Annotated in this window: 16 protein-coding genes; 6 read left to right on the top strand and 10 right to left on the bottom strand. The window is 63.7% G+C overall.

Annotation, left to right across the window (positions count from 1 at the left end; genetic code table 11):
• Positions 1-7 precede the first annotated feature (7 nt).
• The 3 genes from G0P99_RS03040 to G0P99_RS03030 all read left to right on the top strand — a co-directional run bounded on the left by G0P99_RS03040 (position 8) and on the right by G0P99_RS03030 (position 3,558).
• Positions 8-1,237: a cytochrome P450 gene (locus tag G0P99_RS03040; RefSeq protein WP_164127586.1), complete on the top strand. Its 1,230-nt coding sequence runs from the start codon at positions 8-10 to the stop codon at positions 1,235-1,237.
• Between the two features lie 71 nt (positions 1,238-1,308).
• A complete protein-coding gene (locus G0P99_RS03035) occupies positions 1,309-2,817 on the top strand; it encodes a CHAD domain-containing protein (protein ID WP_164127584.1) in 1,509 nt (502 codons plus the stop codon).
• Between the two features lie 3 nt (positions 2,818-2,820).
• A complete protein-coding gene (locus tag G0P99_RS03030) occupies positions 2,821-3,558 on the top strand; it encodes a ParA family protein (protein ID WP_164127582.1) in 738 nt (245 codons plus the stop codon).
• 2 nt (positions 3,559-3,560) lie between these two features.
• Here G0P99_RS03030 and G0P99_RS03025 read toward each other — a convergent pair whose 3' ends face one another.
• The 6 genes from G0P99_RS03025 to G0P99_RS03000 form a co-directional block, all read right to left on the bottom strand.
• Positions 3,561-4,928 (bottom strand): HAMP domain-containing sensor histidine kinase, encoded by a 1,368-nt coding sequence (locus tag G0P99_RS03025; RefSeq protein WP_164127580.1) that lies wholly within the window; start codon positions 4,926-4,928, stop codon positions 3,561-3,563.
• Positions 4,921-5,601, bottom strand: a complete 681-nt coding sequence (locus G0P99_RS03020; protein ID WP_164127578.1) for a response regulator transcription factor — start codon at positions 5,599-5,601, stop codon at positions 4,921-4,923. Before G0P99_RS03020 ends, G0P99_RS03025 begins: the two co-directional genes overlap by 8 nt.
• A gap of 177 nt (positions 5,602-5,778) precedes the next feature.
• Positions 5,779-7,215 carry a DegQ family serine endoprotease gene (locus G0P99_RS03015; RefSeq protein ID WP_164127576.1) on the bottom strand — a complete coding sequence of 479 codons (1,437 nt, stop codon included), beginning with the start codon at positions 7,213-7,215 and terminating at the stop codon, positions 5,779-5,781.
• Positions 7,216-7,319: 104 nt separating this feature from the next.
• Positions 7,320-8,090 (bottom strand): M20/M25/M40 family metallo-hydrolase, encoded by a 771-nt coding sequence (locus tag G0P99_RS03010; protein WP_164127574.1) that lies wholly within the window; start codon positions 8,088-8,090, stop codon positions 7,320-7,322.
• A gap of 9 nt (positions 8,091-8,099) precedes the next feature.
• Positions 8,100-8,960 carry a GTP-binding protein gene (locus tag G0P99_RS03005; RefSeq protein WP_370462687.1) on the bottom strand — a complete coding sequence of 287 codons (861 nt, stop codon included), beginning with the start codon at positions 8,958-8,960 and terminating at the stop codon, positions 8,100-8,102.
• A complete protein-coding gene (locus G0P99_RS03000) occupies positions 8,960-10,588 on the bottom strand; it encodes an amidohydrolase (RefSeq protein ID WP_164127572.1) in 1,629 nt (542 codons plus the stop codon). The genes G0P99_RS03005 and G0P99_RS03000 overlap by 1 nt, the downstream gene beginning before the upstream one ends.
• A gap of 311 nt (positions 10,589-10,899) precedes the next feature.
• On the opposite strand from G0P99_RS03000, the gene G0P99_RS02995 reads away from it, so the two are divergent.
• Positions 10,900-11,085 (top strand): hypothetical protein, encoded by a 186-nt coding sequence (locus tag G0P99_RS02995; protein WP_164127570.1) that lies wholly within the window; start codon positions 10,900-10,902, stop codon positions 11,083-11,085.
• A 469-nt stretch (positions 11,086-11,554) separates the two neighbouring features.
• A complete protein-coding gene (locus tag G0P99_RS02990; protein WP_239059652.1) occupies positions 11,555-15,394 on the top strand; it encodes a Hint domain-containing protein in 3,840 nt (1,279 codons plus the stop codon).
• A 90-nt stretch (positions 15,395-15,484) separates the two neighbouring features.
• Here G0P99_RS02990 and G0P99_RS02985 read toward each other — a convergent pair whose 3' ends face one another.
• Together G0P99_RS02985 and G0P99_RS02980 are read right to left on the bottom strand one after the other, a co-directional pair.
• Positions 15,485-16,081 (bottom strand): NTP transferase domain-containing protein, encoded by a 597-nt coding sequence (locus tag G0P99_RS02985; RefSeq protein ID WP_164127568.1) that lies wholly within the window; start codon positions 16,079-16,081, stop codon positions 15,485-15,487.
• Between the two features lie 31 nt (positions 16,082-16,112).
• The gene (locus G0P99_RS02980; protein WP_164127566.1) at positions 16,113-18,521 is read right to left on the bottom strand and encodes an FAD-dependent oxidoreductase; all 2,409 of its coding nucleotides are present in this window, start codon (positions 18,519-18,521) and stop codon (positions 16,113-16,115) included.
• 123 nt (positions 18,522-18,644) lie between these two features.
• On the opposite strand from G0P99_RS02980, the gene G0P99_RS02975 reads away from it, so the two are divergent.
• The gene (locus G0P99_RS02975) at positions 18,645-19,892 is read left to right on the top strand and encodes a DUF2254 domain-containing protein (RefSeq protein WP_164127564.1); all 1,248 of its coding nucleotides are present in this window, start codon (positions 18,645-18,647) and stop codon (positions 19,890-19,892) included.
• Here the strand turns inward: G0P99_RS02975 and G0P99_RS02970 are convergent.
• Both G0P99_RS02970 and G0P99_RS02965 read right to left on the bottom strand, forming a co-directional pair.
• Complete coding sequence (locus tag G0P99_RS02970; protein ID WP_164127562.1) at positions 19,876-21,507, bottom strand: folate/biopterin family MFS transporter; 1,632 nt, start codon at positions 21,505-21,507, stop codon at positions 19,876-19,878. The two genes, G0P99_RS02975 and G0P99_RS02970, sit on opposite strands and share 17 nt — an antisense overlap.
• Positions 21,504-22,811 carry an HlyC/CorC family transporter gene (locus tag G0P99_RS02965; protein WP_164127560.1) on the bottom strand — a complete coding sequence of 436 codons (1,308 nt, stop codon included), beginning with the start codon at positions 22,809-22,811 and terminating at the stop codon, positions 21,504-21,506. Before G0P99_RS02965 ends, G0P99_RS02970 begins: the two co-directional genes overlap by 4 nt.
• Positions 22,812-22,813: the final 2 nt, after the last annotated feature.

The raw sequence follows: 22,813 nt of genomic DNA, 5'->3' as shown, positions 1-22,813 counted from the left end.
ACGCAGGATGAACGACACAGGTTTGCGAGACAAGGTAAAGGATCTGGACCTGACCGCGCCTCCGCCGGGGTTTCTGGAGGATCCGTTCCCGTTCTATGACGCGCTTCTGGCGCATGCGCCGGTGCTGCCGCAACCGGACGGGTCGGTTCTGCTGAGCCGTCATGCCGATCTTGACCGCATCTATCGTGACACCACGCTCTATTCCTCGGACAAAAAGGCCGCCTTTGGCCCGAAGTTCGGGGTTGGTTCGCCGCTGTTCGAGCATCACACAACCTCGCTGGTGTTCAACGACCCGCCACTGCACACGCGGGTGCGCAAGATCATGACCTCGGCGCTGACGCCGCGCGCCATCGCCCGGATGGAGCCGGGGCTGATCTCGACGGTCGATCACCTGCTGGATGCGATGGCGGGGCGGGAAACGGTCGACCTGATCGAGGAATTCGCCTCGACCATCCCGATCCAGATCATTGGCAACCTGCTGGATGTTCCGATGGAGGAACGCGGACCCCTTCGGGATTGGTCGCTGGTGATTCTGGGCGCGCTGGAACCGAAACTGACCGACGATCAGCTGGCGCGCGGACAGGCGGCCGTGACCGAGTTCAAGACCTATCTGGAGGACCTGGTGGCGCGGCGCCGCGCCAAGCCGGGCGACCCGGAAACCGACGTGCTGACGCGGCTGATCCGGGGCGAGGGCGCCGACCAGAAACTGTCGGAAATCGAGCTGCTGCAAAACTGTATCTTCATCCTGAACGCCGGGCACGAGACCACTTCGAACCTGATCGGCAATGGGCTGGCCTTGTTGAACGATTTCCCCGAAGAACGCCGAAAACTGCTTGAAGATCGGGATCTACTGCCCTCGGCTGTCGAGGAAATCCTGCGGTTCCGCTCGCCGAACCAATTGGGCAACCGAGAGACCACAGCCGAGATCGAACTGGACGGGCTGCGCCTGCCCGCGGGTACCAACCTGCATCTGTGCATTGGCGCGGCAAACCGCGATCCGGCCGTGTTCGACGATCCGGCGCGCTTCGACATCACGCGCAAGCCGAACCGGCATCTGGCCTTTGCCGGCGGGCCGCATGTCTGTGTCGGGCTGACATTGGCGCGACTCGAAGGGCGGATCGCGCTCGGGCGCCTGCTGGACCGTTACCCGGACTATCGCCTGCGCGAGGGCCGGGTGCCCGGAGGGCGCATCCGGTTTCACGGCTACGCCACCCTGCCAGCGCGGATGACACCCTGAGCCCTGCGTAAGACAAAGCATCGGGAAAGATGAATGTTTCATTGCGGCCCGTGCCGTGATTTGATGCGGACATGACCAGCCTGATTGTCATCGCCGGCAAAGCCGCACCTCTGGTTCTGGCCAGGCCGTGCGAGGGCCTGCGGTTTGCCGTTGGCGGCGCCCTGCGTCGTGATTTTGCGCTCTACGATTGTTTCGACCAGCCCCTGCGCCGTTCGGGGCGGGTTCTGCTGCGGACCGGCCGCGATCTGATCCTGTTGTCCGACGACGTGGCGCCTATTTCACAAAAGGTGGACCCGGGGCGAGGTAGCGTGCCCGCGATTGCATCCGGCGCGGTGTGCGACGCGCTGACGGGCCTGCCGCCGCTGCGGGCGCTGATGGTGCAATGCGCGGGCCGGGCGGAAACGCTTTCGGTCGCTGTTCTGGACGATATGGAGAAAACCTGTCTACGGATGCAGGTCATCACTCTGTCGGCCCAGTCCGGCACGGCGACATTGGTTCTGACCGAACCGATGCGCGGGTATGACAGGGCGCATCAGCGCGTGGTCGATGCCCTGCTGGACTTTGAGGGCGCATCCCGGGGCGCGACCGGTCTCTGGCCGCTTCTTCTGCCTGGGGTTCAACCTTACCAGTCCAAGCCCGAGGTGCCGATCACCGCGGATGAACCGGCGCATCGTGTCGCGGCGGACCTGATCCGCTCTTCCATGTCGGTCTCCCGCCAGAACGAGGCGGGGATCATCGAGGATATCGATACCGAATTCCTGCATGACTATCGCATTGGATTGCGCCGCATCCGCTCGGTCCTGAGCCTGTTTCGCGACGTGTTTCCGCCCGAAGAGACAGACGAGTTGCAAAGGGAGTTCTCGGAGCTGATGGCGCCTACCGGACGGGTGCGCGACCTCGATGTGTATCTGTTGGGAAAGCCTGGGTTCTTTGCCCTTGTGCCCGAGGCGCTGCATCCCGGGTTGGACCTTCTCTTTGCCCGGATGAAGACCGAACGGGACGTCGCGCAACGGGCCCTGGCCCGTCACCTGCGCAGTGACCGCTATACCGCACGTGTTGCCGCGCTGGACGCGCGTCTGACCGATCCCTCAGGTCTGCCGCCTGGGCCCGAGGGCGACCGCGCGGCGCTGCCTTATGCGCAGGCCCTGATCTGGACGCGCTATCGCAAGGTTTGCAAGCTGGCACGGCGCATAGATGCGGATACCTCGGATGACGATGTCCATCGCCTGCGCATCCACTGCAAGAAGCTGCGCTATCTCATGGAGTTCTTCGGGCCCTTGTTCCCGAAGAAGAAGTTCAGGAAAATTCTGAGACCCTTGAAAGGCTTGCAGGACATTCTTGGTCTTTTCAACGACTATTCGGTGCAGCAATTGGAACTCAGCCGGTACCTGCATCCCGACGATGGCGCGCCGGTAGAGACCGACATGGCCGCAGCCGTTGGCGCGCTATTGGCGACGCTGTCGCGCTTGCAGGCCGGTGAACGGACGCGCGTTGTCGCCAGTTTCGCGGATTTCGACAATCGCGCGGTGCGGGCCGTGTTCGAAGAGCTTTTCCACCAGCCAGAGGAGGCGGGGCGCTAGGCCATGCATGTGATCGCCTGCTACAGCAACAAGGGCGGTGTCGGCAAAACGGCGACATCGGTGAACCTGGCCCATGCCATCGCGCGTTCCGGGCGGCAGGTGCTGCTGTGCGATCTCGATCCGCAGGGGGCATCGAGTTACTATTTTCGCGTCAAGCCGTCGAAAAGGTTGAGCGAGACGCGGTTTTTCGAGGATTCCGACCGCTTTGCCGATGCGATCCGCGCCAGCGATTTCGATGGGCTCGACATCTTGCCCGCCAACCGGAGTTTTCGTGATTTCGACCGTTTCCTGAGTCGCATCCGCAGCAAGCGGTCGCGCCTGTCCAAGGCACTGGTGGCCGGTGGCGCCGAATACGATGTCGTGGTGCTCGACTGCCCGCCGAACTTTTCCTTGCTCTCCGAGAACGTGTTTCGTGCCGCCGACCGAATTGTGGTGCCGGTTCCGCCCAGCACGCTGAGCGAGCGGACGTTCGAGCAGCTGGTCGAATTCTTCAAGGATCAGGGGTTGCCGCGGCGCAAGATTTCGGCGTTCTTCTCGATGGTTGAGGGGCGCAAGTCCTTGCATCGCGACACCATGGCCCGAATGCGCGCGGCGTATCCCAAGCGGTTTCTCGCCGCCAGCATTCCCTATTCTGCGGATGTGGAACGCATGGGGTTGCGACGGGCACCGGTTGCCGAATATGCCCCCCGCAGCAAGGCCGCCGCCTGTTACGCCGACCTGTTCGGGGAACTGGCGCTCTGACCTCAGGGTCTTGGCAGAACCAGCCGGGCCTCCAGCCCCGGTTTTGCATTGCGCGCCTCGAACACCCCGCCTTGCATCCGTGCAATGGCCGCCGCCAACGCCAGACCCAGGCCCGAGTTGCCCCCCGTACGTGCCGGGTCGAGCGTGACAAAAGGCTGCGCCAGCCGCTCCAGATCGGCCTCGGGCACGCCCGGGCCGTGATCGCGCACCGACAGGATCACCATGTCCTCGGCGGCGGTGATGTGCAAAGCCACCTCGGTGCCGCCCGGCGCATAGCGCAGGGCATTGTCGAGCAGGTTGGACAGAGCCTGAGCCAGCAAGGCGCGGTGACCCGGCAGGATGGCCGGGTCCGTCTCGACCGTGAGTGTGACGCCGTTCTCTTGCGCCAGCGGTTCATAGAATTCAGCCACGTCGCGGGCCAGCGCCGCCAGATCCACCGGTTCGAACTCTTCCCGGCCCAGCCCCGCCTCGGCGCGCGAGATTTCGGTCAGTTGCGAGAACACCCTGAGCAGGTGGTCTACCTCGGCCAGCGCGCGGGCGGCGTCCGCATCCCGCTCTGCGTCGCCCCGGCTGGGGTCGGTCAGGGCCTCGACCTTTTGGCGCAGGCGCGACAAGGGCGAGCGCAGATCATGCGCGATCGAGTTCGACGTGGTTCGCAGATGGCCAACCAGTTCCTCGATCCGGTCCAGCATCTCGTTCAGGGTACCGGCCATACGGTCGAATTCATCCCCGGTGCCGCGCAAGGGGATCCGGCGCGTCAGGTCGCCCGAGACGATTTCCGTTGCGGTGCGCGAGATGTCCTTGAGCCGCGAAAACACCAGCCGGGTCAGAAACCAGCCGGTCAGCAGGCTGAGCGCCAGCGCGGCCAGCAAGGCCAGCCCGACAGAACGCAACAACACGCGGTCAAACTGTCGTCGGGCCGACGCATCGCGTCCGACGAGCAGCCGCTCGCCACCCGGCAGCCGGATCGAGGCCGCCGATACCGGTACGTTCTCGCGGGATTCGGTACGGATCAGGTCCAGTTCGACCCAACCGCTGCCCGGTTCCACATCCGGTGGCCAGCGCACGAGGTTACCGGCAAGCACGGTTCCGAACGGCCCGGTCAGCAGGTAAAGCGCGTCGCGCTCTGCGGCGTCCTGGGTGCGGCGTTCGATGGCCTCGGTCAGGCCGAATATGCCGCGCCGCTGGTATTCATCCGACAGTCCGGCCAGTTCTGCGGTTACCACCGAGCGAGTCTCGCCCGCGATGGTGCGGTTTGCGGTGACATAGACCAGCGCCAGTACGGCCGCGGTCAGTAACGTGCTCAGGACCATGCTGAGCAGCACCAGCCGGGTTCTGGCATTTCTGAGGGTAACCAGAGGCTTATCCATCAGAGATCATGTAGCCCGCGCCGCGAACGGTCTCGATCAGCGGGGTTTCCGAACCCTCGTCGATCTGCCGGCGGAGTTTCGAGATATGAACATCCACGATGTTGGTATTGGGGTCGAAATGATAGTCCCAGACCCCTTCGAGCAGCATGGTCCGGGTCACCACGCGGTTCTTGCGGCGCAGAAAGAATTCCAGGATCTGGAATTCGCGCGGGGTCAGGGTGATGTCGCGACCGCTGCGCGTTACCCTGCGGCGCAACAGGTCCATTTCCAGATCCCGGCAAGAAAGCGTCGCAGCCTCCTGCGTGTCCTTGGGGCGTCTCAACAGGGCTTCGATACGGGCCAGAAGTTCCTGAAAGGAAAAGGGTTTGACCAGATAGTCGTCAGCGCCTGCGCGCAGCCCCTTGACGCGTTCATCGACGGCGCTCATCGCGGTCAGCATGATGACGGGGGTTTTCAACCCGGCGGCTCGGATCGATTTGATCAGCGACAGGCCATCCAGCTCCGGCAGCATCCGGTCCAACACCACCGCGTCAAACCCGCCATCGGTCGCATGAAACAACCCCTCGCGCCCGTCGGCGGCGCTCTCCACAGCAAAGCCTTCTTCGGTGAAGCCCTTGACCAGGAACTCACGGGTCTCGTCATCGTCTTCGACGATCAGAACACGTCGGCTCATGTAAAATCCGGTCCTTGTTTTTATCAGGATATATCCAAGACAATCCACAAATGCACGCGCCGGGCGCGGATGGGGTCGCGCCCGGCGTGCCCGGGTCAGGCATGAGGTGCCCGGGCGGTGCACTGCGGCCGCGCCAACAAGTGTCTTGAGTGGTGGCGGCGCGGCAGCAGCGGGGGATCAGGCCAGTCGCACGGCAACAAACAACCGGTTGCCGTCGCGGTTTATCAGAACTAGCGCCGGGTCGGTCTTTTCCTTGCCTAGTGCGGCCTTGAGCGCGGCCGGGCTGTCGGTATCGGTTCCGCCCACCCGCTGGATGACGTCACCCCGGCGCAATCCCGCCTGGGCTGCGGGGCCATTGGGGTCGATGTCGGTGACAAGAACGCCGCTGACATCGCTGCCAACCCCGGCCTGTGCCCGCATGCCGTCGGTCAGCGGCGCTACGGTCAGGCCCAAGGCCGGTGTCTCGGCCGGATCGGGGGGGGCAACCCCGCTGGCCGAGGCCGATTGCTGGTGCTGGCCGATGGTCACGGTCACATCCTGTGCCTTGCCGTCGCGGATGACCCGGACATTGGCGCTGGAGCCAGCCTTGGTGGCGCCGACCAGACGCGGCAGGTCAGAGCTTGATTTCACGGCCTTTCCTTCGAAGGCCACGATCACGTCGCCCGGGTTCAGGTTGCCGTCAGCGGGGCTGTCCGGGACAACGTCCGACACCAGAGCCCCGTTCGGGCTGTCCAGCCCCATCGCGGCGGCGATATCGGCGCCCACGTTCTGGATCGACACGCCCAGCCAGCCACGGTCAACCTGGCCGTCCTCGCGCAGATCGTCGATCACATGCTCGACGATGTTCGAGGTGACGGCAAAACCCAGGCCCACCGAGCCGCCCGTCGGCGAATAGATGGCCGAGTTCACGCCCACGACCTCGCCCTCCATGTTGAACAGCGGCCCGCCCGAGTTGCCTTTGTTGATGGCGGCATCGGTCTGGATGAATTCGGCATACGGCCCGTCCGAGATGTTGCGCCCCTTGGCCGAAACGATGCCGGTAGTGACGGTGGAGCTCAGCCCAAAGGGGTTGCCGACGGCCACCACATCCTCGCCCACGCGGATGGCGTCGCTGTCGCCAAGGGTCACGGCAGGCAGGTCCACACCAGCCTGAATGCGAAGCAGCGCCAGGTCGGTCAGCGGATCGGTACCAACCACTTCGGCGGTGAACTCGCGATCGTCGCTGAGCCGGACGGTCACCTTGTCTGCGCCTTCGACCACGTGGTTGTTGGTGACGATGTAGCCCTCGGCATCCAGAATGAACCCCGAACCCAGACCCTGGCGCGGGCCGCTCTGCGGCGGTTGCATTCCGCCAGGTCCGCCGAACTGGTGGAAGAACTCTTCAAACGGCGTGCCTTCGAACGGGTTGGGCTGGCCTTTCATCTGCCGCGGCTTGGCCTCTTCCGAGGCCAGAACGGTGACCACTGCGGGCGAGACGCGCTCGACCAGATCGGCCAGCGCCTCGTCAGCCAAGCCGGGCAAGGCGGTCGAGCCCAACAGCAGCGCGCCCAGGACAGGGGCGGCGGCCCAGTTCGGAAGGGAAGGGTTCAGTTTACGGGACATGCGAATGCTCATCTTGTTCTCCTGTCAGTGTCCCGGCTGGTCCGGGTCTGACAAAGGGAATAAGCCCGCAATCTGATCCTTTGCTGATCCGTGGATTAAAATTTGTTAATGCGCCTTCATTTGCCCGGCGGGGTCGCGCCGACATCCCAGAAAAGACCGGTCATCACCTGAGCGGCCTGCCGCATCGTGGAACCCAGGACATGTTCGTCGGGCGCGTGCTGGTTGCAGCCCGCATAGAAATGCGGCACCCAGATTGTGGGCAGGTCCAGAATGTCCGAGAAACACTCGTTGGGCAGCGATCCGCCGAGGTTGGGCAATAGATGCGGCGCGGTGCCAACGGTTTCGGTGACCGAGGCGATTGCGAACCGGGCCCAGGGATGATCCGGGTCAAGCCGGGTGGCGGTGAAGGGCAACTCGTCGCTGTCGACGATCTCGACCATGGGGAACCCGTGCCGGTCCAGATGCGCGCGCAGCGCGGTCAGGTTGACCAGATGCTGCCCCTTGTTGTCGGCGCTGCCCCGGCCATAAAACCGGTCACCCTGCTGGGTCAGGCGAAACGGATGCAACCCCTCGGCCCAGGCATCGGTCTGGGCGCGGGTGACATCGCCGTGGCCATAGCTGAGGACCGTCGGCAAGCCCGGCGCTTCGACCCGTTCGGCCAGCAGAAACGGCGCGCCATTGGGGGCGGGGTTGGGCAAAAGGCGCGCGGTCATGCCAAGTGCGACCAGATGCGGTGCCAGCGTTTCGGTCAGATAGGCGCTCAGCGCGTCGCCACGCCCTGACACCTGGCTCTCGGTTTCCTGCGCCACCAGATCCGCCAGATCCCGCCAGAACTGGCCGCTGTCAAAACCCTGTTCCGCCCGTGCAATCGCCTGTTGCCTGCTCATGTCACGCCCCTAGCTGTTCCACCACGCCTCGATCTCTTCCGGTGTGATCCGGCCTGCAAGGCCCAGCGCGACCAGCCCGGCGGTCCCGGTCTGCGACGGGCGCAGATCGGCATGGGCGCCAACCACATGGACTTCGGTCATGCCATCGGGTCCGGGGATAAAGCCTTTCAGCCGGTAAATCGCTGCCGGGCGTGTGGAGAGCTTGTCGCGCAGGGCGTCCCGCGTCATAGGCCACGGCGCGGCGCAGGACCAGCCGGTATAGGCAGGATGCGGCACGCTGGCGACCGATCCCGGGCGCGGCATCACATCAAAGAGCAGCGGTGCCAGCGCGCTGTCCCGGGGCAGGGGCACAGGCTCGGCAATCCCAGCCCCGGCCAGCGCCTGCGTCAGTTCGGCATCGGGGGCCTGCGTCTTGGTCAGTAACAGCAGGTCCGCCACCCGCATCTGCTGCGCCACCTGCGGCGCGATCAGCGGATCGGCCAGAAGCGTTGCGGCGTTCAGCCCGTCGACCAGCGTGATGATACCGGCATAGCTCAGGTCCGGCTCGGCCTTGGCGGCATTGGCGATGGCTGCCGGGTCAGCGATGCCGCTTGCCTCGATCACCAGGTGATCGGGGCGCGGGTTGCGGTCCAGCGCATCGCCCAGCGCCAGGAACAGGTCCGCCCCCATGGTGCAGCAGACGCAGCCATTGGTCAGTGCGATGGTATCCTCGCCCATCGCGGCGATCAGGCCCGCGTCGATATTGATGGCGCCGAAATCGTTGACCATCACCAACAGGCGCAGCCCGTGATCCTCGGCCAGCAGGCGGTTGATCAGCGTGGTCTTGCCCGCGCCCAGATAACCGGAGATGACGGTGAGCGGCAGGCGCATCAGATCAGGTTCACCCGGCCACCAGACACGGTGCCCAGCACCGGCACATCTTTCAGTGCCATCGGATCGACCTCGGTCGGATCCGCGCCCAGCACGGCGAAATCGGCGATCTTGCCGGTTTCGATAGAGCCGATCTCGGCATCGAGTTTCAGCGTATAGGCCGCGCCAAGGGTGATCGCGTAAAGCGCCTCGTCCACCGTGATCTGTTGCTCCGCGCCCAACGTCCGGCCCGACATGGTCTGGCGGTTGACCGCGCACCAGGCGGTAAAGAGCGGCCCCATCGAGGTCACCGGCGCATCGGAATGGATCGCCAGATGCACGCCCGCATCCAGTGCCGAGCGGGCGGCGTCCATGCGGGTGGCGCGGTCCTCGCCAATGGTGAGCGCGGCGTGCTGGTCGCCAAAGAACCAGATGTGGTTCGAGAAGATGTTGGTGCATACGCCCATTTCCGCACAGCGGCGGAATTGATCCGGCCCCATCATCTGGCAATGCTGCAAGACATGGCGCGATCCGGGCCAGGGATGGGCGCGGCCTGCGGCCTCGAGCGCGTCGAGCGTGATCGAAGATGCCTCGTCGCCGTTCACATGGATATGCATCTGCACGCCATGTTCCTGCATTGCAGCGCAAAGTTCGTAGATCAGGTCGGGCGGCGTGTTCCAGATCCCGTTGGGCTGGCCGCCGACATAGCCCGGCCATTTCACGCGCGCGGTCCAGCCCTGGATCGACCCGTCGGTCATCAGTTTGACCGCGCCCAGACGCAGCTTGTCAGTGGATTTCTTGCGAAGCGCCAATGCGCGCTTGGCGATATCCCGCGGCGCGGCTCCCATTGCACCCAGCACCGGCACGATGCGCAGAGCAAAGCCCGGGTCCGAAGTGACGGCCAGCAGCGCGCCGAGGTCTTCGTCCTGCATCTCCGAGAACAGGTCCGTCACTGTCGTCACGCCTGCATGTTTGCAGACATCCGCATAGGCGCGGATGGCGCTCTCCTTTTGCGACAGGCCGCGAAAATCGACGCCGGTGCGCCGCATCACTGGGAACATGGCGGCCATTTCCTGCAACTCACCGGTGGGTTCGCCGTCTGCTCCCTTGACGACACCTTCGACATTGGTATCGCGACCGTACCCCGCCATCTCCAGCGCCAGGCTGTTGGCGCAGAGCAGGTGAAAGTTCGAGAACATCACGACAACCGGCCGGTCAGAGGCGATCTGGTCCAAGTGATGCCGGTTCAGCCGTTCGGTGGGCAAAAAGATCGGATCGAAGCCCCAGGCGATCAGCGGCTGGCCCTCGGGCAGGGTCGCGCTGTATTCCCGCAGGCGGGCGACGACGGCACCGATATCGGTCATGCCCTTGTGCATGCGGCCTTGCGGGTCGATCCGGTCGTGATACCCGGCATAGGCAAAGTCCCACATCGCCCCGGCCATCATATGGGCATGCCCTTCGACCAGGCCGGGCATCAGCACCGCATGCGCCAGACTGTCGTTAAGGGTCACCGGCCCCCAGGCTTCGGCACAATCTACCCCACCGACAGCCAGGATCTTGCCCTCGCGTACCGCCACATGGGTGGCGGTGGGTCGGCTTGGGTCCATGGTGATGATCTTCTTTGCGGCAAAAACGGTAATACCTGGCATCTCGAAATCTCCCTGACCTGCAAAAGGGGTAGCTTGCGCTCGACCGGCTGTAAATTGTTATCCCCTCAGGCGGCCAGCAAAGCCCGCTCCTGTTCCCGCTCTCCCGGTGTCGCTTGTGTGATCATTGCCGCTCTGGCGGAAACAGCGCGCGGCTAAGATGTTCGGAGGCTGCCTGTCGCCAAGCGGGAAGACTGTGCGAACCGCCCTGCAAGACCATGTCGTGACCAAGAGATGTCACTGCCGGGCGCAGGCCCTAGTGAGTCGCCACAAGGCGCCTCAGAGCACTTGATTCGAGCCGGAAACCGGGCTGATTGTTCGAGAACTGGAGAAAAACAACAGTGTTTCTCGGCATTGATGACCAAAAGGGTGACAAAATGGGGCGAAATAGTGGCGGCTCTGTCCAGCGCCGCGGCGAATGCCACAATCCTGCCACTGTCACCAAAAGAGAAACAAAAACATCTGTCTTGACGGCGGGCGACTATCGGCAATTGGGGTGAAACCAAGAAACGTTAGGGTTTTCCCCGAAATTCACTAAAATTCGCAGAAACAATTTTCAACCTTGGGGTGTGGATGGCCGGCGATCCTGTCAGGCGCCGGGAGAGTGCGACAGCAAATGTGGCAATTTCTAGACCTTTTTTCCCTTTGTCCCCCGAGGCGCGTCCGGTATTTATTGATGCAGCCCATCTGGGGGGCGATGTTTGTTGGTCACGGGGGCGACCGCACCAAAATTGCGTCATTCGGACGCGAGAAGATGCGTGATCGCACGGCGGCATGGGTGTCGTCGGTGATGTAGGGAGAAGTGCGCGTATTGCACAGGTGACCCTGCCTCATGTTGCTTTCAAGCAGCCTTTCTCGGTTTTCGGGATGAACGATTTGGGTGCAGTCGCTGCCTGATCGTCATCGCCGTAGATAAATTGGTTTCCGCTGGGTTGCGGATCGGCGCGTGGCGTCGGGAAGGAGAATGGTATGGCGACGAACTTTGACAATCCGTATTCGGCCAATCTGATCGGTCTTTGGGATTTCCGTCCGGGTGCCGAGACAAATGACACGGGCCTTGACGATGGAATCGCGCAGGATGGTACGCCGGTAAACGGCCCTCAATTCGCTGCCGGATGGATGTTCACGGGTCAGTCCGACCAGCGCATGGATGTCGATGATGGCGATGACGACCAGTTCGACCTGGACGAGGGCACGATCGTCAGCTCCTTCCGGGTGTTCGGGACCGATCCGAATGGCCCTTCGACCGTCTTCAGCCGCGGCGTCGAAGACTCGGGTAATGTCGATGACGGCGCGGGCACGACGCCCGGCGCTGACAGCGGGTTCTTTGAACTGCGCGTGACCCATGACGGCAAAGTCGAAATCCTGCATCGCTCGAACGGAATCGAAGAGATCCTGAGCACCACCCCCGGTGTCTTCTCGCTTGGGGATGTCATCAGTGTCACCTACTCCTGGTCCGAGAACGGACTGGACCTGAAGGTCGTGAACGAGACCCAGGGCACCGAAACCCTGGTTTCGAGCGACCAGACCGGCATGACGCTGGATGTCACCACCGACACCGAACAGAGCTTTACCATTGGAGCCCGCGAGGCGACGGAAGGCAACTTCGACCAGCACTTCGAAGGCGGCATCGACTATGTCGGCGTTCTGGATGCCCCGGTCCTGGGTCAACCGAACGGTATTGTCGACGGCACGCCCGGAGACGACATCATCGACCTGGGTTACACCGGCGACCCCGAAGGCGACATGATCGACAACGGTGACGCGGTCGACCCGACCCATGGCCCGGATGACGACGTGGTCGATGGCGGCGCGGGCGACGACCGGATCGATGCGGGTCTGGGCGACGACACGGTCTATGCCGGCAGCGGCAGCGACACCGTCAACGGTGAAGAAGGTGATGACCTGCTGATCGGCGACAGCAGCGCGCCCGGCGGCGGTGCCGGTGGCAGCACGCGCGAAGTCTTCGAATGGTTCCGGGCACCCGACCCGGACGATGGCGGCGCGATCGACGACGAAGACGATCTCAGCGGCGGCTTCACCCAGAACACCGGCGGTGTGGATGTCACCTTCTCGGTGCTGGGCGCCGATAGCGGTGTGACGACCCAGTTTTCCACCCAGGAACAGCACGTCGGTAATATCGACACCAACGGCCCGACCGCCAGCGACGACAGCGGGATGGAGTCTGAACTGAACGGTCAGGCCAATACCGGTGCCTATCAGCTGGCGTTCTCGGAAGCCGTGACCAACGTGTCCTTCCGGATCAACGATATCGACGGCGACGGTCGCGCGACGGTTCAGGCGTTCGACGTGAACGGCGACCCGATCACAGTGAACATTGCCGGTGGGTTGAACGTCAGCGAAAGCGACACCGACGGTGTGGCCGGTAATGAAACCGCCACCGGTGACGGCGGCTATGCCGATCCCAACAACGCAAACTACTCGATCCTGGTCACCATCCCGGGTCCGGTCGCGCGCCTGACCATCGAACACAGTCAGGCGGGCCCGAACCCGAGCGAGATCAGCGTCTCGGACGTGTATTTCGATGTGCCGAACACAGACAGCGGCGTTGACGGCAACGACAGCATGACTGGCGGCGACGGCGACGACACGCTGATCGGCGAAGGCGGCAATGACACCCTTGTCGGCGGCAACGGCAGCGACAGCGTTGACGGCGGTGATGGCGACGACTTGATCGACACCACCGGCAGCCTGTCCGGCAACCTGCCTGACCGCGGCTTCCCGTCCTATAACGGCCTGCCCGCGGTGCCGGCCGATCCGGTTGTCGACGACGACCGCGACACGGTCGACGGCGGCGCTGGCAATGACATGATCATGACCGGTGACGACACCGACCTGATCACTGGCGGTGCTGGCAACGACTCGATCGACGGCGGTCTTGACGATGACACCATCGAAGGTGGCGACGGCGACGACCTTATCGTCGGTGGCGAGGGCGCGGACTCGATCCAGGCGGGCGCAGGCAACGACGTGGTTTATGGCGGCCTCGACCCGAGCTTCCCGGATGCGCTCAACATCCGTGACGATGGCACCGATGGTCCCGCCGACCCCGAGACCACCAACGGACTCGACTTCATCGATGGCGGCGATGGCAATGACACGATCTATGGTCAGGACGACAACGACACCATCCTGGGCGGTGCCGGTGATGACTGGGTCGATGGCGGTATCGACCAGGACAGCATCGTTGGCGGCGACGGCAACGACACGCTGCTTGGGCGGCATGGCGAGGACGAGATCCACGGCGGTACCGGCAACGATGTGATCCTGGGCGGAACCGAGGCCGACGTTCTCTATGGCGACGACGACCGCGACACCATTGGCGCTGGCATCGGCGATACGCTTTATGGTGGTGAGGGCGGCAATGACGTTGACGTTGCGATTGCGACCGGTCTTGCGGTTGTCAGCTATGACCAGACCGATCCGACCGGAGAATCCGGCACCATCACCTATTTCAACGACGATCTGTCGGTTGCCGGAACGGCCGAGTTCTCGGAAATCGAGAATGTTCTGGTGATCGGAAATCCCGGCGGAACAGGTTTTCCGGTTGACCCCAACTACGGTACTCTGCCGCCAGGCGGCGCTCCGACACCCCCAAGCGGCATCGATGGCGTTGTCGAAGGCACATCCGGCAACGACACCATCGACCTGGGTTATACCGGCGATCCCGACGGCGACATGATCGACAACGACGATGCGGTGCCACCGCTTGTCGACGAACAGGATGTAGTGATTGCGGGTGCCGGTGACGACCTGATCTACAGCGGCCTCGATACCGATGTCGTGTTTGCCGGTGCCGGTGACGACACCGTTTACGGCGAAGAGGGTGGCGATGCCATCGACGGTGGCGCGGGCAACGACTCGCTTGACGGTGGCGCGGGCCGCGACATCGTTGTTGGCGGCGACGGTGACGACACCCTGTCGGGCAGCAATGAAAATCCCGACGACGGTGGCGACATTCTGGCTGGTCAGTTCGGTGACGACGTCTTCGTCAACATCGGTCTGGGCGAAGTCATCATCGGCGGCGAAGATGCCGATGGTCTGGACGAGGACGTTCTGGACCTGACCAATGCCGGTGTCCCGGGTGGTTCGGTCACGGTAGAATACGACCCGACCGACAGCGAAGCCGGGACCGTGCGTTTCTTTGATGGCGGCGGTGCCGAAATCGGCACCTCGACCTTCAGCGAGATCGAAACGGTCATACTGCCTTGCTTTACCCCGGGGACGAAGATCGCGACCCCCAAGGGCGAGCGTCTGGTCGAGGAGCTGAAAGTCGGCGACCGCGTGATCACTCGCGACAACGGCATCCAGGAAATCCGCTGGGTCGGCGCCCGCACGCTGACCGGCGCAGAACTGGCCCGTGCCGGTCACCTGAACCCGGTCCTGATCCGTCAGGGCGCGCTGGGTGGCGGTCTGCCGGAACGCGACATGATCGTCAGCCCGAACCACCGGATCCTTGTGGCCAACGACAAGACGGCGCTCTACTTCGAAGAGCGCGAGGTTCTGGTCGCGGCCAAGCACCTGATCGGTCTGGATGGCGTCGACATCGTGGAAATGTCCGAAGTGACCTATATCCACTTCATGTTCGACCAGCACGAAGTGGTGCTGTCGGATGGTGCATGGACCGAAAGCTTCCAGCCGGGCGATCAGTCGCTGGCCGGGCTTGGCAACGCGCAACGCAATGAGCTGTTCGAGCTGTTCCCCGAGCTGAAGACCGCCGAAGGGATCGAAGCCTATGCCGCCGCGCGCCGGTCGCTGAAGAAACACGAAGCCCGCCTGCTGATCTGACATCGGGCTTCGGCCTTCCCCGAATATGCAGCTTGAACCGCGCGGTCTCGGGGCGCGCGGGCAGGGCGGGGCGCGATTTTCGCGCCTCGCCTATTGCCGTTTGGCGCGCCAGTCTGCCCAGGCTTCGGGCGTGTCCAGATCGGTGCGGGCGTTCTGGCCGGGCAGGGGTACCAGCATCTGCCTGTCCTTGTAGGCCTGCGCCACCGATTGCGCCCCGCCGTCGCCTGTCAGGGCCAGGAGTTCCGGAAAAAGCGCGCAGTGAAACACTACCGGATGGCCGGGGCGGCCGTCCTCGGTCGCGCCGCGCCAGACCAGATTGTTCGACGAAAAATCAATGGCGGCCAGTACATGCGACAGATCCTGTGCCGTCAGGTCGGGTAGATCGGCGAGCAGCACCATCGCCGCCGGGGCCTGTGGCGGCAGGGCGGCAACCGCCCGGCGCAAACTGGCATTCATGCCCTCGGCCGCGTCGGGAACTTCGACGATCTCGATGTCCAGCCCGGCCAACGCCCCGTGACGCGGGTGGGGCGCAGGCGGCAGGGCGGCAATGACCGGTCCCGCTGTCATCGCGATGCTGGCGGATCGGCGAAGCAACGGTTCACCGTCGATCTCCTGCATCAGCTTGTCAGCGCCGCCCATGCGGCGAGATTGGCCCGCGGCCAGAAGGAGGATGGGTATCTTGTCCATGCCGCCACTCTGGTCCCTGGCGCGGGGTTTGTCACCCGCGCATACGCGCCCCATCCGCGTCAAAGAGCGGCCGGCTGATCACCTGCGCGCGGCGCATCTGGCCCAGGATCTCGATCTCGACCTCCAGCCCCTCGGCGATGCGATCACTGGGCAGGAAGCCCTGCGCGATCGACTTGCCCGCATGGTGCGAATAACCGCCCGAGGTACAGAAACCCACCACCGCGCCGTCCAGCCAGATCGGCTCGTAAGCGTTCACGTCGGCATCTTCGGCCTCGACCTCAAAGGCGCAGAGACGGCGGGAGGGGCCGGCTGCCCGCTCTGCCTCCGCCGCTGCGCGGCCAATGAAATCGGTATTTTTCTTGAACGATATGAACCGGTCCAGCCCGGTTTCCGCCGGTGTATAGTCGGGCGAGAATTCACGCATCCACGAGCCAAAGAACTTGTCGAGCCGCAGGCTCATCATCGCGCGCATGCCAAAGGGGACCATGCCATGCGCTTGCCCGGCCTGCCACAGGGTCCACCAGAGCTGCCGTTGCGCCATCGGATCGCAATAGATCTCGTACCCCAGATCGGCGGTATAGCTGACGCGCTGCACGATGCAGTCGGTCATGCCCACCACCACCCGTCGCACATCCATGAAGCGCAGGCTGTCCACGTCGTCGCGGGTGCAGGCGGCCAGCACCGCCCGCGCATTTGGCCCGGCAATCTGAAACCCGTTGCGTTTATCGCTGATATTCTCGATGGTTACGCCGTCTTCCTCATGTTGCTGGAACCAGCGGATGTGATAGGCCTGCGATCCGTAAGAGGCGGTCAGCTGAAACTCGGTCTCGCCCAGGCAGGAAACGGTGAAATCCCCGATCAGCTTGCCCTTGGCGCTCAGCATCGGTGTCAGCGACAGCCGCCCAGGCGCCGGGATACGGCCCGCCATGATCCGGTCGAGCCAGGCCCGCGCCCGTGGCCCGGTCACCAGGTATTTGCCAAAATTGTGCAATTCGTTGATGCCGACGCCTTCTCGCACGCCACGCACCTCGCGGCCGGTGGCCGCAAACGCATCCGAGCGGCGGAAGGAGGGGGTTTCATAAGTGGGTTCGCCGTCTTGAGCGAAATAGTTCACAACCTCCAACCCGTATTGCTGGCCCCAGACCGCGCCCATGTCGGAAAAGATATCATACATCGGCGTGGTGCGGCTCGGGCGCGCGGCGGGCAGTTCTTCGTTGGGATAAGAGACACTGAAGCGTTTCTGATAATTCTCGATCACCTTGGGCCGGGTATAGCCGGGGCTGATCCAGCTACCGAACCGTGCCACGTCCAGCGCCATAACATCGCGTTCGGGCTCGCCCTCGATCATCCATTGCGCTAGCGTCAGACCAACACCGCCGCCCTGGCTGAACCCTGCCATGACACCGCAGGCCGACCAATAGTTGCGCATTCCCGGCACTGGCCCCACCAGCGGGTTGCCATCGGGGGCAAAGGTAAAGGGGCCGTGAATGACCGACTTGACCCCGGCACGGGCCAGGACGGGGAAACGTTTGTAAGCGAATTCAATGCTTTCCTCGATTTTGTCAAAGTCGTCGGGCAGCAGTTCGTGCCCGAAAGTCCAGGGTGTGCCATCCACTGCCCAGGGTTTGCAGGGCTGTTCGTAAAAGCCGATGCACAGCCCGCGCCCCTCTTGCCGCAGATAACTTTCACCGGCGGGGTCCATCACATGCGGGTGTTCGCTGCCGCGTTCATAGATCTCGGGGATGTCGTCGGTGACGATGTACTGGTGCTCCATCGGGTGCAGCGGGAAATAGACGCCCGCCATTGCGCCCACTTCACGCGCCCAGAGGCCACCGGCATTTACGATATGTTCGGCGTGGATGGTGCCCTTGTCGGTCACCACGTCCCAGGTGCCGTCCGCGCGCTGGTTGGTTTCGCGTACCATGCAGTGCGTTTCGATGGTGGCGCCCCCCATGCGAGCGGCCTTGGCATAGGCATGCGTAGTGCCGGACGGGTCCAGATGCCCGTCAAGCGGGTCATAAAGCGCGCCGATGATGCCGTCCAGATTGGTGATGGGCGCGATCTTGGCGATCTCTTCGGGGCCGACGATTTCGGTCTCCAGCCCCATAAATCGGTGTTTGGCCCGTTCGGCCAGCAGCATGTCGAACCGGTCGCGATTGTCGGCGAGCGTGATACCGCCCACATGGTGCAGCCCGCAGGACATGCCGGTGATCTCTTCCAGCTCTTTGTACAGCCGGATGGTATAGCCCTGAAGGGCGGCCATGTTGGTATCACCGTTCAGCGTGTGAAACCCACCCGCCGCGTGCCAGGTCGAGCCCGAGGTCAGCTCCGAGCGCTCCAGCAGCATCACATCCGACCAGCCGAGCTTGGTCAGGTGATACAGGACGGAACAGCCGACAACGCCGCCGCCGATGACGGCCACTCGGGTGGTGGTTTTCATTTCACTCTCCGTTAGTCTGGGCACAGGTCTGTCTCATCAGTCACGGCAGATCCCGGGTGCATTCTTGTCGTTCAGCGACGGGATATGTCGCAAATGTAATGTGTATGGCTTCGAGAGGGCGATTTGCGAAATAAGGTCCTGAATATCCTGCGGCGCATGCTGCGGCTGCTTTATGTGCGCATCATCCTGATCGCCGCCCTCAGCCTGATGTCGGTGCCGCTGGCGGCGCTCCTGGGTGATCTGATCCCGCCGGGGCTGGCTGATCGCATCGGTGCGGCGGCGGTTGATCCGATCCTGGCGACGCTGGCGACGAGCATGCTGGCGGTGACCACCTTTTCGCTGACGGTGATGACCGGCGCCCATCGGGCCGCCTGGGCGCAATGGGGGCCGCGCACACATGTGATTCTCAAGGACGACACGGCCACCCATTCGATTCTGGCGGTGTTTGTCGGCGCTTATCTCTTTGCCATGTCGGGTATGGTGCTGCGGCGCACGCCCATTTTCGGCGAACAGGAGAGCGTGGCGCTCTTTGCCATGACGCTGCTGGTGATTGCCCTGATCGTGGTCTCGATCATCCGCTGGATCGCGCATCTGGAGGATCTGGGCAGTTTTGGTGAGACCCTGGCGCAGGTCGAGCGCCGCGTGGCGGTGTCGCTGCGGACGCTGGCACAGACGCCCTGTTACGGGGCCAATGCGTTGACCGAGGGGGCGGACTTGCCCGCAGGCGGACAGCCGGTCCGCGCGCCTCGGGCCGGATATGTCCAGCAGATCTTTACCGGGATGTTGCAGGAACTGGCTCAACAGGCCGAGACCCAGGTCTATGTCGCCGTGTCGGTCGGCGATTACGTGCAGGACGGGCAGGACCTGGCCCGGTTCAATATCGGTAATCTGGACGAAGAGGTCGCCAAAGCCGCCCTCCGAGCCTTTGCCGTCGAGGGCGCGCGCACCTTTGTTCAGGACCCGCTGTTTGGCCTGTCGGTATTGGGCGACATGGCTTGCCGGGCGCTGTCACCGGGAATCAACGATCCGTCGACCGCAATCACCGTGATTGACCGTTTGTCCTCGCTGTTGCTGCTTGCGGGCGCGGAGCCTGAAGGTGACGGCCCGACTTACGACCGTGTCTGGCTGCGTCCGTTGCCGCCCGAGGCGCTGTTTGCCGAGACCTTTGACCGGATCGCGCGGGATGGGGCAGGCAACATCGAGGTGCAACTGGCGGTGCAGCGGGCGCTGGCGGCAATACTCACGCGCGGCGATGGCGAGCTGGCGCAGGCCGCCCGCCGCTCTGCCGCGCGCAGCCTGGCCCGGGGCATCGCAGGGTTGAGCGCGGCCGAGGATCGCGACCGGCTGGAACGGGTCAGTCGCGGCTCTTGAACCGGCTCTGTTGTACCAGCCAAACGGTGATCAGGGGGACGATCACGGTGATCGCGGCCACCGTCATCAGCAGATAGCCAAGTTGTGAATAATCCGCCGGAACCGTTATGGTCCCATCCTCGGCGCGGACCTCGCGGGTGACGGTATAGATCTGGTTGAGGTACTTGGTTCCAAGGCTCGAGGCCGACAAGGCCAGGTTGGTGAACGAGGCCATGACCGCAAAGAACGTCGCCTTGAGGTTGGCGGGCGCATTGCGTGCGATCCAGGCCAGCATGGGGATCATCGCCACCTGACCCAGCGGCGATTCCACCGCAGTGTTGACGATTGCGATGAACCGTGCATCGACAATGCCGCCGGTCAGGGCGGCGGTCCAGTGATGTACCCCGTAGTAGAGGCCGATACCGGGCAGCGACAGCACCCCCGCCGCCAGCGTCAGCAGGATCACGATATCGGCGATGGTGCGCGAGGCGATCAAGGGCCGCAGCACCACCATGCCCACCAGGGTCAGCACCGAGGTGATGAGATACAAGAGCGACAGGAATTGCTGGTCAAAGCCCAACACGTCGATATCGAACCAGGTCGAGGCCGCGCCGTTCAGCGGCATGGCGCGGAACATGAAGACGATGATCGCGGTTCCGATCAGCGCGCGCGCATGCGCCTGATCCAGATTGCGCACAAGTTGCCGCATCAGGGTCAGCACGATCGCCATAGACCCGGCAAAGACGATCTCCTGCGAAAACGGCAAGTCCATCAGCCCGACGGTCAGCGTCATCGCGACAAAGACCGCGCCACCGGTGAAATACCAGTGGTTCAGCCGCACTTTCTCGCCCTCGGGGTCGAACGCGGCCAGCGCGCGCACCCGGTCCATCCCGCTTGCGGTCAGCCGGGCAATGGTGCGCCGTTTTTGCCACCCGGCCAGCAGAACACCAGAGATAGAGATACAGGGTATCAGCAGCGCCAGCGCATAGATATGCCCGTAGCGTGCCGCTTTCTCGGCCGGGGCCAGCGTCTCGATCCCGTCGAACAGGATGATGTTGAGTGCGGCGACCGCGCTGGCGCCGCCGATCAAGGCGAACCGTCCCAGCGTCTGCATGGTGGTGTGCTGGGCGCGCTGGGTCTCGTCCGATAGCGGCGCGCCGCTTTCGTCATGCCGCGGCACCGCCTCGACCGACATGGCATCGGCGACCGCGTCCTGAACCACGTAACCGCAGGGCGCCAGGATCACCGCCAGCACGTACCAGGCGGTCACCGACATGATGCCCGGCATCCAATCGGCCCGGGTGGCCAGCCCGTACATGATGGCGAAACTGGCCGCGATCAGCGCCGCGCCCAGATAGATCAGCCAGGCTTTCCAGCGCCAGATCAAGTCGACCAGATGGCCCAAAGGCATCTTCAGCGCCCAGGGCAACCCCGCCCAGAAGGCCAGCCCGGCGATGAAGGCCGCCGAGACATCCAGGTATTCCTTGACGAAGAACGTGCCGACAACAGCAGTCAGCCCCTGCGCGCCCGCCGCGAAATAGACCATCAGCGGCGGCAGAAACGACCAGCGCATCTGCCGGCCAAGGTCCAGCACCACCGCGTCGAACCACGACCAGAGGCGCCGCGCGGCGGTCATAGCGGGCGGATCTTCAATTCGGTGATGCGGTTGCCTTCGCGGCCCGTCACCTCGAAACGAAAGCCGTGAAAGGCAAAGACCTGGCCGATGGTCGGGATCATCTGCGCCTCGTGGATAACCAGACCAGCCACGGTATTCGCCTCGTCATCCGGCAAGGTCCAGTCCAGCGCACGGTTGAGATCGCGGATGGTGGTGGCGCCTTCGACCACGAACTGGCCGTCCTCGCTGCGGGTGACGGGCGTTTCGCTCTCCAGATCGAATTCGTCGGTGATCTCTCCCACGATCTCTTCCAGAATATCCTCGAGCGTGATCAGCCCGCGCAGCGACCCGTATTCGTCCACCACCAGCGCGAAATGGCTGCGCATCCGCAAAAAGGCGCGCATCTGATCGTCGAGCGTGGTGGTTTCGGGCACGAAATAGGGGGCGGTTGCCACCTTGGTGATATCGAAATCCTTCAGCCGCCTTGTATTGCCATCGGTTCCGCCGACCTGGGCATACATGGCGCGGAACAGGTCCTTGGCATGAACCACGCCAATGATGTTTTCCTGCTCTCCCCGATAGACAGGCAGGCGGGTATGCGGGCTTTCCAGACATTGCGCCAGGATCGCCTCGGGCTCGGCGTCGGCATCCAGCATCAGGATGTTCGAGCGGTGCAGCATGATCTCTTCGACCGTGCGCTCGGCCAGGTCCAGCGCGCCCAGGATGCGGTCGCGGTCCTCCTTTTCGACGACGCCCTCGGAATGGCCGAGATAGAGCGCGCCGGCAATCTCCTCGCGCACCGCCATGATATGGCTGTCGGGGTCGATCTGCACGCCAAAGAGGCGCAGAACCCCGCGCACCAGCACCCGGACCAGGGCGACAATGGGTGCAAACAGCATCACCACCACGCTGATGATCGGGGCCACGGCGGCGGCGGCCTTTTCGGCATTGGTGATGGCATAGGTCTTGGGCAGCACCTCGGCAAAGACCAGCACCAGCATCGTCATCACGATAGTGGCCAGCGCCACGCCGCTTTCCCCGAACAGCCGGGTGAACAGCGCGGTGGCCAGAGAGGCCGACAGGATGTTTACGATATTGTTGCCAAGCAGGACCGAACCGATCAGCTTTTCGTTGTTCTCGGTGATCTTCAGCGCCTTTTCGGCACCGGTCGACCCCCGGTCGGCCTGACTGCGCAGCTTGCCGCGTGACGCGGCGGTCAGCGCCGTCTCGGAACCCGAAAAGAAGGCCGAAAGGACAAGCAGGCCCAGGATGGCGCCAGCCGTGATCCAGAATGCGCTGTCAAGCGCCGAAGAAGAAGGGTCCATTG

The sequence above is a fragment of the Ruegeria sp. PrR005 genome (assembly GCF_010500245.1).
GTDB lineage: Bacteria > Pseudomonadota > Alphaproteobacteria > Rhodobacterales > Rhodobacteraceae > Ruegeria_B > Ruegeria_B marisflavi.
The sequence above is the reverse complement of the archived record's forward strand: the minus strand, read 5'-3'. Positions and strand labels throughout refer to the sequence as shown.

What these genes read in the sequence shown, in the direction of transcription:
- G0P99_RS02965 (WP_164127560.1), bottom strand. Translation starts at nt 22,811, where the DNA reads ATGGACCCTTCTTCTTCGGCGCTTGACAGCGCATTCTGGATCACGGCT.
- G0P99_RS03010 (WP_164127574.1), bottom strand. Translation starts at nt 8,090, where the DNA reads ATGAGCAGGCAACAGGCGATTGCACGGGCGGAACAGGGTTTTGACAGC.
- G0P99_RS03020 (WP_164127578.1), bottom strand. Translation starts at nt 5,601, where the DNA reads ATGAGCCGACGTGTTCTGATCGTCGAAGACGATGACGAGACCCGTGAG.
- G0P99_RS02980 (WP_164127566.1), bottom strand. Translation starts at nt 18,521, where the DNA reads ATGAAAACCACCACCCGAGTGGCCGTCATCGGCGGCGGCGTTGTCGGC.
- G0P99_RS03005 (WP_370462687.1), bottom strand. Translation starts at nt 8,960, where the DNA reads ATGCGCCTGCCGCTCACCGTCATCTCCGGTTATCTGGGCGCGGGCAAG.
- G0P99_RS03030 (WP_164127582.1), top strand. Translation starts at nt 2,821, where the DNA reads ATGCATGTGATCGCCTGCTACAGCAACAAGGGCGGTGTCGGCAAAACG.
- G0P99_RS02970 (WP_164127562.1), bottom strand. Translation starts at nt 21,507, where the DNA reads ATGACCGCCGCGCGGCGCCTCTGGTCGTGGTTCGACGCGGTGGTGCTG.
- G0P99_RS03000 (WP_164127572.1), bottom strand. Translation starts at nt 10,588, where the DNA reads ATGCCAGGTATTACCGTTTTTGCCGCAAAGAAGATCATCACCATGGAC.
- G0P99_RS03040 (WP_164127586.1), top strand. Translation starts at nt 8, where the DNA reads ATGAACGACACAGGTTTGCGAGACAAGGTAAAGGATCTGGACCTGACC.
- G0P99_RS02990 (WP_239059652.1), top strand. Translation starts at nt 11,555, where the DNA reads ATGGCGACGAACTTTGACAATCCGTATTCGGCCAATCTGATCGGTCTT.
- G0P99_RS02985 (WP_164127568.1), bottom strand. Translation starts at nt 16,081, where the DNA reads ATGGACAAGATACCCATCCTCCTTCTGGCCGCGGGCCAATCTCGCCGC.
- G0P99_RS03035 (WP_164127584.1), top strand. Translation starts at nt 1,309, where the DNA reads ATGACCAGCCTGATTGTCATCGCCGGCAAAGCCGCACCTCTGGTTCTG.
- G0P99_RS03015 (WP_164127576.1), bottom strand. Translation starts at nt 7,215, where the DNA reads ATGAGCATTCGCATGTCCCGTAAACTGAACCCTTCCCTTCCGAACTGG.
- G0P99_RS03025 (WP_164127580.1), bottom strand. Translation starts at nt 4,928, where the DNA reads ATGGATAAGCCTCTGGTTACCCTCAGAAATGCCAGAACCCGGCTGGTG.